Annotated in this window: 16 protein-coding genes; 8 read left to right on the forward strand and 8 right to left on the reverse strand. The window is 37.8% G+C overall.

Going from position 1 to position 15027, the window contains the following annotated elements:
- Nucleotides 1–130: 130 nt before the first annotated feature.
- The 3 genes from AR334_RS07260 to AR334_RS07270 all read right to left on the reverse strand — a co-directional run bounded on the left by AR334_RS07260 (nucleotide 131) and on the right by AR334_RS07270 (nucleotide 3262).
- On the reverse strand, nucleotides 131–751 hold the full coding sequence (locus tag AR334_RS07260; RefSeq protein WP_066307410.1) for an NAD(P)-dependent oxidoreductase: 621 nt from the start codon (nucleotides 749–751) through the stop codon (nucleotides 131–133).
- A 188-nt stretch (nucleotides 752–939) separates the two neighbouring features.
- Nucleotides 940–2355: a DEAD/DEAH box helicase gene (locus AR334_RS07265; protein ID WP_066307411.1), complete on the reverse strand. Its 1416-nt coding sequence runs from the start codon at nucleotides 2353–2355 to the stop codon at nucleotides 940–942.
- A 445-nt stretch (nucleotides 2356–2800) separates the two neighbouring features.
- Nucleotides 2801–3262 (reverse strand): CarD family transcriptional regulator, encoded by a 462-nt coding sequence (locus AR334_RS07270; RefSeq protein WP_172799171.1) that lies wholly within the window; start codon nucleotides 3260–3262, stop codon nucleotides 2801–2803.
- Nucleotides 3263–3660: 398 nt separating this feature from the next.
- Here AR334_RS07270 and pbp4b point away from each other — a divergent pair, with 398 nt between their 5' ends.
- Nucleotides 3661–6357, forward strand: coding sequence for a penicillin binding protein PBP4B (gene pbp4b, locus AR334_RS07275; RefSeq protein ID WP_066307414.1), 2697 nt, complete (start codon nucleotides 3661–3663; stop codon nucleotides 6355–6357).
- Between the two features lie 153 nt (nucleotides 6358–6510).
- Here pbp4b and AR334_RS07280 read toward each other — a convergent pair whose 3' ends face one another.
- Complete coding sequence (locus AR334_RS07280) at nucleotides 6511–7266, reverse strand: hypothetical protein (RefSeq protein WP_253701200.1); 756 nt, start codon at nucleotides 7264–7266, stop codon at nucleotides 6511–6513.
- Nucleotides 7263–7754 carry an RNA polymerase sigma factor gene (locus AR334_RS07285; protein ID WP_066307420.1) on the reverse strand — a complete coding sequence of 164 codons (492 nt, stop codon included), beginning with the start codon at nucleotides 7752–7754 and terminating at the stop codon, nucleotides 7263–7265. The genes AR334_RS07280 and AR334_RS07285 overlap by 4 nt, the downstream gene beginning before the upstream one ends.
- Nucleotides 7755–7928: 174 nt before the next feature.
- Between AR334_RS07285 and AR334_RS07290 the strand changes: the two genes are divergently transcribed.
- From AR334_RS07290 to AR334_RS07305, 5 genes are all read left to right on the forward strand, one after another.
- On the forward strand, nucleotides 7929–8153 hold the full coding sequence (locus tag AR334_RS07290; protein ID WP_066307422.1) for a spore germination protein: 225 nt from the start codon (nucleotides 7929–7931) through the stop codon (nucleotides 8151–8153).
- Between the two features lie 87 nt (nucleotides 8154–8240).
- The gene (locus AR334_RS07295; RefSeq protein ID WP_066307717.1) at nucleotides 8241–8465 is read left to right on the forward strand and encodes a spore germination protein; all 225 of its coding nucleotides are present in this window, start codon (nucleotides 8241–8243) and stop codon (nucleotides 8463–8465) included.
- Nucleotides 8466–8503: 38 nt separating this feature from the next.
- On the forward strand, nucleotides 8504–8671 hold the full coding sequence (locus AR334_RS28760; protein WP_172799172.1) for a spore germination protein: 168 nt from the start codon (nucleotides 8504–8506) through the stop codon (nucleotides 8669–8671).
- Between the two features lie 307 nt (nucleotides 8672–8978).
- A complete protein-coding gene (locus tag AR334_RS07300) occupies nucleotides 8979–9923 on the forward strand; it encodes a c-type cytochrome (protein ID WP_066307424.1) in 945 nt (314 codons plus the stop codon).
- Between the two features lie 96 nt (nucleotides 9924–10019).
- Nucleotides 10020–10721, forward strand: a complete 702-nt coding sequence (locus AR334_RS07305; RefSeq protein ID WP_066307428.1) for a response regulator transcription factor — start codon at nucleotides 10020–10022, stop codon at nucleotides 10719–10721.
- A gap of 101 nt (nucleotides 10722–10822) precedes the next feature.
- On the opposite strand, the gene AR334_RS07310 is transcribed toward AR334_RS07305, so the two are convergent.
- The gene (locus AR334_RS07310; protein WP_066307430.1) at nucleotides 10823–11581 is read right to left on the reverse strand and encodes a GNAT family N-acetyltransferase; all 759 of its coding nucleotides are present in this window, start codon (nucleotides 11579–11581) and stop codon (nucleotides 10823–10825) included.
- Between the two features lie 286 nt (nucleotides 11582–11867).
- On the opposite strand from AR334_RS07310, the gene AR334_RS07315 reads away from it, so the two are divergent.
- The gene (locus tag AR334_RS07315; RefSeq protein WP_066307433.1) at nucleotides 11868–12518 is read left to right on the forward strand and encodes an NADPH-dependent F420 reductase; all 651 of its coding nucleotides are present in this window, start codon (nucleotides 11868–11870) and stop codon (nucleotides 12516–12518) included.
- A gap of 52 nt (nucleotides 12519–12570) precedes the next feature.
- Complete coding sequence (locus AR334_RS07320; protein WP_066307434.1) at nucleotides 12571–13119, forward strand: DUF4865 family protein; 549 nt, start codon at nucleotides 12571–12573, stop codon at nucleotides 13117–13119.
- Nucleotides 13120–13199: 80 nt separating this feature from the next.
- On the opposite strand, the gene AR334_RS07325 is transcribed toward AR334_RS07320, so the two are convergent.
- Together AR334_RS07325 and AR334_RS07330 are read right to left on the reverse strand one after the other, a co-directional pair.
- A complete protein-coding gene (locus AR334_RS07325) occupies nucleotides 13200–13895 on the reverse strand; it encodes an ABC transporter ATP-binding protein (RefSeq protein ID WP_066307436.1) in 696 nt (231 codons plus the stop codon).
- On the reverse strand, nucleotides 13895–15016 hold the full coding sequence (locus AR334_RS07330; RefSeq protein ID WP_066307440.1) for an ABC transporter permease: 1122 nt from the start codon (nucleotides 15014–15016) through the stop codon (nucleotides 13895–13897). The genes AR334_RS07325 and AR334_RS07330 overlap by 1 nt, the downstream gene beginning before the upstream one ends.
- Nucleotides 15017–15027 lie beyond the last annotated feature (11 nt).

Here is a 15027-nt window from a genome sequence, read left to right on the forward strand (position 1 = left end):
TGGCATATCTTCTGGTTATTGCCCCTAATAAAACAGTGGCAACAATTAAAGGATACGATATATAGCAACTCCCCTCCCAATATCTTTTTCAACAACCGGTAAATCCAATATGAAAGTAGTGTGAAAATTATTAGTAGGCAATCCCTACACGTGATTTTTTATAATCGCTTGCTTTTATCTGTTTATAGGCAAATTCTGCTGTGTCCGGTACGGATATCTTCGCTCCTCCCTCGGGCAAAAAGTTTCGTTCTACCCGATAGTTGCCTACCCTTTCTCCATCCGGCAAATACGTAGGACAGACAATCGTCCATTCGAGCGATGATTCTTTAAGTATATTGTAAACTTTATGATGTTCTTTCGCTGCACGGGTTGACCTCTGCTTTGATACCCTTGATTGATAACGCAGTGAATTTGGCGCGGTTCTACTTTGCAGAATACCCGCGGTACCTATCGTTATGATTCGTTCTATACCTTCGTTTTCCATTGCTTCGATTATCAGTGGCATACTTTCTGATAGAGTGGTTGTACCATCAGTATTTAGGGCACTAATCACGACATCCATCCCATGCATGGCGCGTACGACATCCTCTTTATTTAAAACATTCCCTTGTAAAATGGTTAAATTTTCATTTTTCAATTGGAACTTCTCTGGAGTGCGAACTAATACAGTAACATGATGTTTGTCATGAAGGGCAAAACTCACTATTTGACTTCCAACTCGTCCGGTTGCACCTAAAATTAAAATATTCATAAGAATGAGGCTCCTATTTTAAATACTAATAGTTTATTATAAAATTTAATTTTAATAAGTCAACCTGCCACTACCATCTCGTAAGTAGTTATAAAAGGGCAAAAAAAGGATGATAGCTGATATCATCCTCCTTGTATTCATTTCATAATCATTTCTTTTGAAGACCTGTATTTTTTTCCTTTTACTGTTTACCGTTTACCATTTCCCCTTTTTCCCCCATATTCCCTTTTCCCTTTATAGTTTCTCCTTGATTTGTCTTGTACCTTTATTTTAGACCTATTGGCATAACGCGGTGTCTCGGAAGTTAGCTCAACGGGAACATCCCTCTGCTCCTTCGACAACAATTTCAAGGCAACTGAAACTAATGCGACTGAATCAAACTCGTCGAGCAATTCGCTTGCTGCACGTTTAAATTGTGTGTACTGCTCTTCTTCAACTAATTGAATCATCTTTTCTACTGCGGCTTGCTGTATAGACTCCCTCGCCTCTGCGACCGTTGGTATTGTTTTACGATCGATCTTTCCTTTCGATGCTTTTTCAATACTGTGAATCTGTCCCTTTTCTCTTGGTGTAGCAAATGTAATGGCTAACCCCGTCTTACCTGCTCGACCTGTTCTGCCGATTCGGTGAACATAACTTTCTGGGTCTTGAGGAATGTCAAAATTGTAGACGTGGGTAACTCCTGACACATCAATCCCCCTCGCAGCCACATCGGTCGCAACTAAAATATCAATGTGTCCCTCACGGAATTTATTCATCACAACATCTCGCTGTCGTTGATTTAAATCTCCGTGCAACCCTTCAGCAAGATACCCTCTTTTATTCAATGCATCACTTAATTCATCCACGCGTCTTTTTGTTCTTCCAAAAATAACGGCTAATTCTGGGTTATCCACATCTAGTAGACGGCAAAGCACGTCAAATTTATCTCGTTCCTTAACCTCATAATAAATTTGCTTTACAGTTGGAGAGGTAACTTCCTTCGCTTTCATCTTTACTAACTCTGGATTCCTCATAAACCTTTCGGCAAGACTTTGAATCGGTCTGGGCATGGTGGCGGAAAACAGCAAGGTTTGTTTTTCTTCAGGGGTCTCTTTAAGGATTCGTTCAATATCCTCCAGAAAGCCCATATCCAGCATTTCATCAGCTTCATCCAAAACCACCACTAAGGTGCGGTCTAGCTTTAGCGTTTTGCGTTTAATGTGGTCCAAAAGTCTTCCCGGTGTTCCCGTAATAATGTGTGGTCCCTTTTTTAATGCTTTAATTTGGCGATCTATAGACTGACCTCCATAAATGGGAAGAGATGATATACCCATGTATTTTGCCAGCCGATTGATCTCTTCTGAAACCTGAATAGCTAACTCTCTTGTCGGTGCAATGGCTATAGCCTGAACATATTTTTTGCTCGTATCCACTTTCTCCAAGATCGGTATGGCGAAGGCAGCTGTCTTTCCTGTACCCGTCTGTGCTTGACCAATAATGTCCTTCCCCGTCAAAGCTACGGGAATGGCTTTCTCTTGAATAGGAGATGCTGCTTCAAATCCCATATCCCTAATAGCTCTTTGAATGGGCTCACTAATTCCCATTTCATGAAATGTTGTCATACTCAAAAATCCCTTCTTATGTGTTTACTATTTTTTATAATGGACTAAACTCTTTGATTGAATGCACAATGTTAATATAATAAAAAAATGGTTTCCTGGTCTGGAAACCATTCTTTTCTACGTAATGACTTTGATCATATATTGTATGCCTAAAACAATGAAAGCCCTACCTCTCTTTCATCCTTACGGCTCCTTGTCCGTGCCAGTGTGAATCAGGATTACAAAAAAGTGACTACTTTATCGAGTTATTTGATAAAACTTCAAACGTTCGTTAAATTAAATAATTAAAATGGATTAAATTGTAGAAATGCAAAAAGAGGTTAATGTTATAAAAGTGAGTTGATGAAGTTGAATGTCTTTGAAATGATTAACTTTTAAAAATAATCATATGCCCAGAAAATGCAGGATCTATCCGGGAGTTGTCATATATTATCTATAATTAGTCTTAACAGAAACTTTCTATTTGATTTTCAGTAATTCCTTCAATTAATCTCAGTTCACTCATCAAAAATTCATGTGCGTGATCCAACATTTTCTTTTCGCTTGTATTAAGTGCTTTCTCTTTCTTCATACGCATTAAATCACGTACAACTTCAGCACCTTCTTGGATTTTACCTGTTTTTATTTTGTCCGTGTTCATTTTATACCTTTGTTTCCAAGGTAGTAATTGACCTGATTCTCCATGCTGAAAAATGTGTATGATGTGTTTTAATGCCATTATGTCAGTAACTGGTCGTATATTTGAACTCAATATTTTAACCGTAGGAATCATGACTTGCATATTACTGATAAACATTTTTATGACATAATACTGTTGTTTTTCCCCTGAGATTTCCTTTTCTTCTATGGCATTAATTATACCTGCTCCGTGCATTGGATAAACAATGTTATCGCCAATTTGAAACAAATAATCCACCTCCATACTTTGTAACCTTTATAAGCTTAACACACCTAATATTTTTTATCAAATTTATAATAATATCATAAATTTATTTTTATTGTCAATAACTTTTTTCTCAAAAAAGCGAGAAAATTATTATTAATGAAAGGGGATGATTTTTTCAACAAATGAGTGAGGTTTATATGAATGATTACGGGTGGACTAACCCCTAAAAATCCCATCGCAACACGAAACGAATGAAATAAAATTTCATAATCTCTATTGCCTTTCGAAACAACATTATATATAGTCGGAATAGAGTGACTATTTTGCATACTAAGGGGTGATGCTCCTAACAATTCCATTGGCAAATAATCTTTTTGGTGTTTATCAGTGCAAAATTTTTGAAAGAGGTGGAATTTTTTTTGAAAAGAAAGGCGTTCGTCTCATTGATTACAATCATTTCTATGATCTTATCTATTTTCCCCGCCGGCTCTTCCTTTTTTGCAGCGACAAGTACACAGCTTACGATTCACTATCATAAGAAAAGTGGAGACTACAAGGGTGATATCGAGGTGTTTTCCTTTAACCAAGTTAAAGGAAATTTGTCTGAAAAAACAATCGATTCCTATGGACTAAAAATGACATTCAATTTTGCAGATGTTCAAGATGATGCTTACCTTGGCTTTACGGTTAAAGAAGACAGCACTTTCCCTGCAGACATAAGATATGTAAAAGCGAAAAATGGAAAAGCTGAAGTATGGCTTAAAGATGGCGACCCTCGTGTGTATAGTGACCCCCTCCTCATAGACCCAACACAAATTAGTAAAAAGAACAACAAAGGATATGTTTCTGTTGAAGATTTAAAGGAACTCCTAAATCTCACTTACAATTATGGAAAAAATACGTACAAGTTTGATGGCGCAGCTGTTGGAAGCGCTGACATATTAACCATTTACCATGATCGGGATTATTTTGAGATCAATATTAATACGAACCGAATTGGTTCAAATGTTACCGGGAATATGCTGAATAACTATACCGACCTTGTTTTCAGTGATGTCGACGGATATAAGGAAAATAATAAATACTATTTGTCGTTAGGGTACATTGAAAGGCTATTTCAGGTTGCTGCACTCAACATTGATCGTAATGCGTTTATTTTAAAGCAGCAAAACACCGCCTATAATCAAATTTCCTACGCAAAAGCTCCAGAAGACGTTGGTTTTTCATCTGAGAAGCTAGCAAAGATTGATGATTATATCAATCAACAGGTCGAAAATGGCTTCCCAGCAGCTGCAGTGATTGTTGTTAAAGATGGAAAAATTGTTAAGGAATCGGCATATGGCTATTTGAAAAAATATGATACTTCGTTAGTAGATGGAGCCTACCAATCAGCAAAGCTATTACCAAAATCAGAGTGGGAAAAAGCAACAGTAGATTCGTTATTTGACTTGGCATCCAATTCGAAGATGTATGCCACCAACTATGCTATCCAGAAGCTCGTCTCAGAGGGGAAGCTTGATATTGACAAGCCTCTCAGCACATTCCCGGGCTGGGAAAACTTCAAAGACAGCTATACTGTATATACAGGTAAATGGACACTTGGAGGAAGCGGAGGTCTAAACAAGACGCCTCGGACCGGAAAAGAAACGGTGACTGTACGTGATATCCTCCACCATTATGGCGGCATGATTCCAGACCCGGAATATCCAAATAAAAATTCCGCCGGCGAGTTATGGTATCAAACCAACGATCCAACGAACCGTTCCGGAATTATTGATGCGATTTGTAAAACCCCGTTAATGTACACACCAAGAACCACTTATGCTTATAGTGATGTTGACTATATGATTTTAGGCCTGCTCGTGGAGCAAATTACCGGCAAACCGTTAGACGAATATGTTGAAAAGGAAATTTACAACAAACTGGGGTTAACCCACACTGTATTTAATCCGTTAACAAAAGGTTTTTCCAAATCGGAAATTGCCGCAACGGAGTTAAATGGAAATACCCGTGACGGCTATATTAATTTTGGAAGAATGGAAGACGGGTCATCTGTTAATATCAGAAAATATACGCTGCAGGGCGAGGTTCATGACGAAAAGGCTTGGTATTCAATGGCTGGTGTGGCCGGACATGCGGGATTATTCTCCACTCTCGGGGATATGGGCGTGTTGACACAGCTTATGCTTAATGGCGGCATCTATAATGGAACCCAAATTTTCTCAAAAGAAGTAGCGGACGAATTTACAACACCATATGATCCTAATCCTGCGAAGGTGGATTCATCAACAACCGGATTGGGCTGGCGCCTGCATTCAAAAAATGCTGCAGCATACTACTATTTCAACTGGGGCCCAAGCAGAAGCACCTATGGACACCAAGGCTGGACCGGTACCTTGACGATTATTGACCCTGTTTACAATATGAGCATTACCATTCTTACTAATTTAAGACATTCACCAGTAGTCAGTCCACCGAATGGTTTTGCAGGTTCAAACTTTCCAATCGCGAATCTAGTTCCAATCTCCGGATTAGTCTATAATTCATTGCTTTGGGAAAAGGAAAATTACAGTCCAGAGGCACCAACAGCTTTGACAGCTAAGACAACCGGGATTAAATCCATTGATCTTAATTGGAATAACTCATTTGGGGCGGAAAGCTATAACGTCTATCGGTCTGAGTCACCTGATGGGGAATACAAACAGATTAACACTTTACCGATTACAACTACTATGTTCAGCGACAATAACTTACATCCTGGAACTGATTATTACTACAAGGTCACAGCCACCAACAATATTGGTGAGTCGGATTATTCCGAAACTACCCATGCTGCTACCATTTCGGTTATGGACATGTACACTTTAATTAGACAGCTCATTAGTCAATTTGGGGATTCTGGGGAATTGGAAGGTCCAATGAAGCAACAGCTTTTAAACAGTATTATACAATCTGAAGACCAATTTAATAAGGGACATATATCACAAGCAATCAAGAGTGCCGAAGATTTCCTAAAACACATGGACAATCAAGGATTGCAAAAACAGATTTCCACGAACGCAAAACGATCTCTTAGTGGTGAAGCAAATACTTTAATTGAAGCATTAGCAGATTAAAGCATATAAAAAGAGACTTTGTTAAAACAGGGCCTGGTACCACCGGAATGCCACAATCCTTACAACAGAGCAACTAATTAATAATTTTATAAAATAAGTTCATTCAAGTATAGAGCGCAATTCTTGAGTAGAATTTGCGCTCTTTCCATTCTTTTATTTAAGCTTGAGAGCCATAGAATTTGATTCTTGAGTTACCACAATATCTTGTTGTTCAGAGTTTCCATCTGTATATTTTACATTTACGTGGATTATGATGTCCTCCTCTACTACATCGTTGCCATCATGTGGAATGGCAAGTGTATATTTATATTGATTCTGTTCATTATACGAAACTGTATAGGTATTCCCAATTTCCTTGATACCTTGATATCGATCTGAACCAGGCTCACCATAAATGACATGTATCTTTTCTGATAATAGCCAGTTTCTGTCTTCTTTATCTGCTGCTGTAAGTGTCACATCTTCTATAAATAAGCCTTTATTAATGGTATACGTGATGGAGTCGATATCGTTTCCAGTTACATTTAGCATAACATCTGTAAAAATGAAATTAGCTCCGACACCACCTATACTATTTACAAGACCTATTCTTTCTTTAGTTGATAATTCAAAAGTAGCTTTCTCCGATGAAAGATTTGTATGTAGCTGATTCCCCTCATCACTCACCGCATAAGCTGTGATTGCAAAATTTGCAACTTGCACTTCTCCATTCTTATTAAGGTATGGAATGCCTATGATCATTGACAATAGTATGCCAAATGCACATGCTACGGAAATCCACCTTTTGAAATTTAATGGTGCCGCTTTATCTTTTTCTACAATATTGCAATTCTCTATAATGCGATTTTTCATCGTTTTTGACATTTCAATAGAATGAACAGCATCTTTCATCTTATTAAAATCCATCATTCTTTCTCCTTTCGATATCTTTCGCGAATCAGCTCTCTTCCGCGTTGTAATCGTTTTTTTACAGCTGACGGGGTAATGCTAAGTATAGTGGCTACTTCTTCTATCCTATAACCCTCAACATAATAAAGTAATAATACAATCTTATGCTTATCTGGTAATTTCATAAGAAGATCAAGCAAACCATAGTTTTCTTCATTCTTACTAAATAGTTGCAAATCACTGATATTCAAATGCTTGTGCATAAAATTGAACCGCCTCTTATTTTTACAGTGATTAGTAGCAACAGTGATCAACCATGCTTTTTCATGTTCTACATCGCGAAAAGTTGGGGATTTCGTTAGATATTTAATAAAAGTGTCTTGTACAGCATCTTCAGCATCATACTGATTACATAGAATAACAAAGCAAATTCTAAATAGCATATTCCCATATATATCAACCATTCGCTCTAAATCTGTTTCAGTCGGCCGAACTGATTGTTGTAACACCCCATCCACTCCTTTCACCTATAACACACATGAAAATACCATTTGGTGAATTTTTATATAAAATAATCTTGTCGATCCAATATGGTAAGGAAAAAACCCAAAAAAAAGCACACGATCAGGAATGAATGCATAGCGTATTAAAACAGTTACTTAATGGTAAAGGATGCTGTTAATATGCCTGCGATTATTTGTGGACCAATTATAATAAATAATATCACTGGAAATGGTGACGTCCAATTTGGTGATAGCTTATTCAACTCACCAAAGGTTGCATCTAAGACTCCTGCTGGTGCCGGGGGATTTAACACCGGGGCATTCGTACTATCAAATACCATTGCAAGTTCTACGAATTATATTGACCCTAACGTAATTGACATGCCAGTGGCCGGAAATAATTAAAGGAATGAAACCAGGTATCCCATTCGTAAGTTGGCATCTCTTACATTCAGGGGAAAATAAAAAATAATGAAAAGGATGGCTGCCAAAATGCCTGCAATTATTAATGGATCCGTTACAATAGATAATATCGGTACAAATGCGGATGTCCAATTTGGTGACATTTCCTTTATAACACCCAAAACGGCATCTAAAGCCCAGGGGGGTTCCGGAGGATTTAACACTGGGGGAGGAGTAATCGTCACTACCGGCGGAAGTGTTACAAATTATATTGACCCCAGCTTAATCAATATGCCGAATTACAGTAATAACTAAATGGATAAAACAGTTTTTTTCTTTAGGAGGGAATGAACTTGGCTGTTCATAAAGATGGCATTCATATCGGCACCATATCAGGCGCAGCTGTCAACTTTGGTATGTCAGTATTTAATTCACCAAAAACGATCTCAAAAACAATAGCTGGGGCTGGAGAAAGCAACTTGGGGATAAAAGTTATCACTAAATCAGGAAGCAAAGCTTGAATTCACACTGCCATTTGAATGGAAAGGTTTTTTAAGTATTCCAGACAAAGTAGATAAGCTAAACAAGATCTGTTTGAATCAGATATCTTGTTTAGCTTATTTTTTTATGATAAAAGGAGTGCCGCCAACCACCCCATCCACTTTTTGTCCATTTAGTGAACTGACTCTTCCTTTACCCCATGTTCACGAAACGCTCAATTTTACTTAACCAAATCTTAACACTCGTTTTAGATAATGAGCCTGTAAAAACAAATCGGATAAATCCTCTCGTATGAGAAATCCCCTTGATATGGAGATGAGCGTAAACATGAATAAATTATTTATTTCTTCCGTTGCGGCTATCGTTGCCACGATCGCGCTTGGGTTTAGTGTATTTTTCTTATTTATACTAGATTCAAAGGGGCAGCCAGCGGTAAGTTCTGCAGCATCAGCACCATCATCAACATCTGGAGAACAAACAGAAGCCAAACCAGACCATCCTTATTTACCGCCAAGTATGGACGATGTTCCAGAAGGGGAAGAAGGGGAATTAATTAAATTAGGGTATAAAGAACATAATGAAACGAGTACGGTTTTGGATGAGTATGTTGGAAACAAACTGAGTTGTGCCAGCTGCCATGCGGATGGTGGAGTTGCTTCTTCTCTTGACCTTGTAGGTGTTTCAAAAACGTATCCACAATATAATCCACGTGCAGGAAAAGAGGTTACCATCGAAGAACGTATTAACGGTTGTTTTAAAAGAAGTATGAATGGAAAACCGCTTCCTTTAGATAGTAAAGAAATGAAAGCAATGGTTGCATATTATAATTACATTTCAACCAATATTCCTGATGGCACGAAAGAAAGACCTTGGGCTAAAATGCCAAAGGCTGAAGGTGATCTTACTAAGTTAAATGTGGATGCCGGCCGGGAACTATACAATAAAGCCTGTATTACCTGCCACGGTGAAGGCGGAGACGGTGGCGCAACAGGACTTCCTCTTTGGGGAGACGAATCTTACAATATTGGAGCGGGTATGGCTCGTGTAAGAACGGCTGGAGGCTTTATCAAAAAGTATATGCCTAAAGCGCCGGTGGGTGGTTATGAAGCAGGTTCCTTCACAGATGAAGAAGCGATGAATATCGCAGCCTATATTAACTCTATGGCTAGACCGGACTTTCCTGATAAAATGAATGACTGGCCGAAAGGCGATGCACCGGATGACGCAGCCTATGAAACACTTGCTGGGAAGAAGGATACGGTAAACAAATAATAGAATGGCCCGTTAATAGCGGGTCGTTTTTCTATATAAAACAACCTTTTGTGAAACTCATTTAATCACTATAATAGAGGCAAGGGGCTGAGACAGTTGGAAGATAAAAAATTAAGAGGAAAGACCATTTTAATTATCGATAATAATAGAGAAAATAGAGCTGTGTTAAGATTTCATCTGACCAGGCAAGGTTTTGAAATATTGGAAGCTGTCGATGGACAAACAGCTCGTGACATGTACTTGAAACACGATCCTTGTTTTGTGCTTCTAGAAACCTCTCTTCCTGATATGGATGGACTCGAAGTTTGCTCCTGGATGCGTTACAAACTGGAAAGTAACGTACCCATCATCATTGTATCTTCTAATAATTCGGATCAGGATCGAATTGAAGGGCTGAAACGCGGTGCCGATGATTATATCGGTAAGCCATATAATGTAGAGGAATTGTCAGTTAGAATTGATACAGTTTTACGAAGAACCGCCAATCGTTGCAGTAAGCTAAGCTATAAAGGGTTAACGATTAAACCATTAAAGGGAGTCGTTAAATTCCACGATGAAGTATTGGATTTAACCCATTTCGAGTATAGATTGCTCTATCTATTCATGACTCACCCAGATCAAATTTTTTCAAGAGAACAAATCATCAATACCGTATATAAAAAGAATGAAAAGATCATCAATGAACGAACAGTAGATGTCCATATCAAAAATTTAAGAGAAAAAATTGCGGCGTACACAGATTATCCTTTTATCGTAACGTTAAGAGGGATTGGGTATAAGTTTACAACAGAAGGTTAGGGAAACGTACGAAAAAGTGTGCCTGAGACTACCAGGCACTGTGATAGTAAGGATCAAACCATGCTTTGGATTGTATGTAAATACGCACGTTTATCTCCCACCTAATCCCGATTTACTTTTAGAGCTTCATATTTAAATCCATAATACTGATAGTTTTGTTTTCTGTACATTTCTCTAGGGGTATCTTCCCCGTCGGCGACTAATATAGCAATCTTCTCAGGAAATAATTCCATGACAAATTTTTGCAACCTGCTTCCTATTCCTTTTTTTTGATACAACTCGTCAACCGTTAGGTTATCAATTTCTGCTGTTTCACTAGAGATAATGACATCTACATAGCCTGCTGGAGACCCCTTATAAAAAGCTAAAACCTGCTGAACCTTTTGATCTTCAAATTGACGTTTTATAAGATCTACCTTCTGCTTCGCAAATTCAATTCCATAGGTTAAATCATGCTGATATTGTAGATCAAGAAATACTTCTAAATTTTGATTTGTTACTACTTGAATATCAATATCAGGGTTATTTATGACCGAAGGAAAGTGTTTCGGTTCGATCGCATATAATTCGAGAAAACCTATTTCATACCCCATATCCGTTAGGTAAGCAAGTAGTTCTCCTGTTGGCTTTATATTATCAGGAAAAGAAAATTTCACGTGTTTTTGGCCCCTTTTCAGATGGTAATCCCTTAGGTAATTTTCAGCCTCTTTGAATTCAGTTACAGTCGGCAATGTTTTAAATTCAATTAAATTACTATCATACCTGATTAACATCTCAGGATAATGATAGTGTCTATATTGACTATTTTCACTGACTATTATTCCAAGCGTATAGATATCTTCGAATGTTATTTGTTTCATTTTTATTCTCCTTATTTATAATCAATACTGCTATTTTACTATCTTTACATTTATTAATCTATCTGACCCCTAACCTTAATAATCTAATTACCACCTCTTTCCGTTTCTTTCAACCGCATCACCCTTGAATTTGAATTATAACTTTTTCTTATAGATTCGTAATTTTTATGTATTACCATCCAATTCCAAAAAGCTGTATTCTTGAACTAAGAATACAGCTACTTTTGACAGGATGTGTAAATCTGGATAAAAATTTTTTATCGTTCATTTTTGGGGGAATAAAAACATGAAAGTAAGTATTATCGGAACCGGACGAATGGGCAGCGGTCTCGTTAAAACGCTTGAACCGTATGTAAATGAATTATTTTGGGCCTCAAGGGATAAAGAACGCATGGAGTCTTTCATACATGCAAATAAATTAACCCGTATTGTACCCGTTTCCTATACAGAAGCACTTGAAGCAGATATCATTATTCCAACACTCTGGTTCAGAGATGTAATCCCTTGGGCAAAGGAAAATAAGGAACAACTAGCCAACAAAATTTTGGTTGATATCACCAACCCATTCACAGAGGATTTTACAGATTTTACTTTAGATTGGGGGAACTCAGCCGCTGAAGAGCTGCAAATGAGCATTCCCGACACAAAAATAGTAGGTGCCTTCAAAAATACCTTTTTTCAGGTATTCGAAAATCCTATTCATGAAGGTTTAGAGAGTGATGTTTATGTAACCTCTGATCATGAAAGTGCAAAACAAATGGTCATGACATTATTGAGTCCTCTGCCATTTAGAGTGATGGATGGAGGTAAACTGAAAAACAACAGGACGATTGAAAGACTTACACTGTTCGAGCGGGAAATTGCCATTAGGTATGGAAACTACCCTTATGTATCAAATCGGTTATTTGGTATGAAAATGGGTCACTCAATAAATTAAGCCCAAATCGTAAATATCCAAAATTTTGGATTTAAGAAAGCGAGTGATATAGATGATAGGAATGCAATATAAGATCATTTTGCCAAAAGATTATGATATGGAAATTATTAAAAAAAGAGTCCAAAACAATGGACACAAAACAGATGGTTTTCCTGGGCTAAAATTTAAAGCCTATTTAATTACCGAGAAGGAGAAGAATGGGAATTTATACAATTCCTATGCACCATTATATATTTGGAATAGTTCACAAGGAATGAATAAATTTATCTTTGAAGGTTTTTATGACAATATTTTAAAATCCTTTGGATGGCAGCAAATAAATATTGGTGTTCCCTTGAATATGGAGCTGGGCGCAGATTTAAAAAGCGTAAAATATGTTGTGGAATATACAGGTAAAATTACTGAAAGCACATCTTTAATTCATACACATTTTCAAACTTCTACTGATTATGTGATAAATAAAGACAAAAGTATTGGGAATTTATTAGTTTATAATCCAGATAAATGGGGATACAGCCACTTCAGTTTATTTCAAGAAACACCACAGATTGACCCATCAGAAAACCTTACTGTATATAAAGTTTTACATGTTTCAATGTAAACTAGAGTGCCTGTCGCCACCCGAATTTTGTCGAGGAGAATTCGACGAATTACTGGTGGTGACAGGCACTTAAGATTCTTTTAACGAGCTACTAGTGACTCTTCAAGTAACTTTAGATTTCCATCTAACATTTGATAAACTTTGTCACAATATTTTAATAATCGTTCATCATGTGTGACCATGATGGCGGCTTTGTTCCGTGATTTCACTCCCTGTGAAATCAGTTCAACAATTTCAAAGGCGCGATTTGTGTCAAGGCTGGCTGTCGGTTCGTCAGCAAGAATAATGTTTGGGTCATTCATGAAAGCACGAGCGATGGCTGTTCGCTGCCTTTCTCCCCCTGAAAGTTGATTAGGGAATTTTTTCAGTTTATCCCCTAGGCCGACATCCTCTAACAACTGCTTGGCAAAAGCTTTATCTTCCTTTGTAATGGAGCCTTTCATTTTCTTTACGACTAATAATTGGTCAAGTACCGTCAAGTATGGAACAAGATTAGACGTTTGCAAGATAAAGCCAATTTGTTCCAATCGTAAGGAAGAAAGTTGTTTTGGCTTCATATCAGATAAGCGGATTCCATTGATTGTGACGTTTCCATCGGACGGTTGAAGGAGGGCGCCTGCGATTGATAGAAATGTACTTTTTCCTGAGCCCGATGGACCAATTACGGCAACAAATTCTCCTGGTTTAACCGAAAGGGAAACATCGTTTAAGGCAGTAAACGTTCGATTTCCTTCTTTATAATGTTTCGATACATTTTCAAATTGAATTCCTTCCATTACTCAACCCTCCCAATCGCTTGAAGCGGATCTATCTTCGTTATTTTTCGAACAGAAAGAAGCGAACTTAAGACAGATACAACAAGAAGTACCATTGCATAGATAATGACAAGTTTAGGGTCAAGTGCAAAAGGCATTGCCTCAGGTAAAATGAGGGCTGTTCCATAAGTTAATAGAATTCCAATCCCAATACTGATAACAGCCAGCAAAAATACTTGAGAAACAACAGCTCGTCCAAGAAATGCATTATTTGCTCCGATTGCTTTCATAATTCCGAATTGATTCGATTTCTGCAATGTCAAAACATAGAAGAAAACGGTAATGACAAAGGCTGAAATGGCTAGAAGAAAAGTAAGCATCATCATAATGGTTCCATTTTCAGCTGTGTAGCCAGGTAATCCGTTAATGGCTTCTTGTTTCGTTGCTGTTTCAATTCCTTCCACCGATTGATCGACTTGTTCCGGATTTATTTTTTCACCTTGGAGCATAATGGCATTGACTGGTTTATCAGCCCCCATATCTGAGCCTGGCGCTGCAAAATGAATGTCACGCCATAAGTCCATCGTCATAAAAATCGCCGGCAAATGGTTAAAGGATTCATTCTTGACAAAGCCGCCCACTTTGATGACGTTCGTTGTCCCTTCAATTTCAAGGGTATCGCCTAGTTCAATGCCTTGATTTTTCAATGTATCATTGACAATGACTTCCAGGTCTTTTCCTTCTGTCAGCGGATGACCCTCGATCACTTCCGGCTCTAAAAACGTCCCCGGATTGATGCCCATAAGGGAAACGTCGATTTTTCCATCAGTAGACGTTGTCTTCTCTTTCAGAATGACTGCCGTTCGTGTACCCATCGGAGCAGCATCCTTCACTTGTTCCAGACCTTTAAGTTCTTCGGTTACATCCTCCGAGATGACGGACCTTAACATCGAATGTCGCGAACCTTCTTCAAAGACAACATAATCGGCTTTCATATTTTTGAAACTTGAAGCACTTAGGGAAGAAAGGCCATTTCCCAGTCCCGATAAAATAAAAACAAGCCAAGCGATTAATACTAGAATCATACTAATCATAAAAAAACGTAATTTTGCATGTTTTAACTCTCTTAATGCAAGAAACATAACTTCACCTC

Source organism: Bacillus sp. FJAT-29814, assembly GCF_001510715.1.
In the GTDB taxonomy this organism is placed as follows: domain Bacteria; phylum Bacillota; class Bacilli; order Bacillales; family Cytobacillaceae; genus Neobacillus.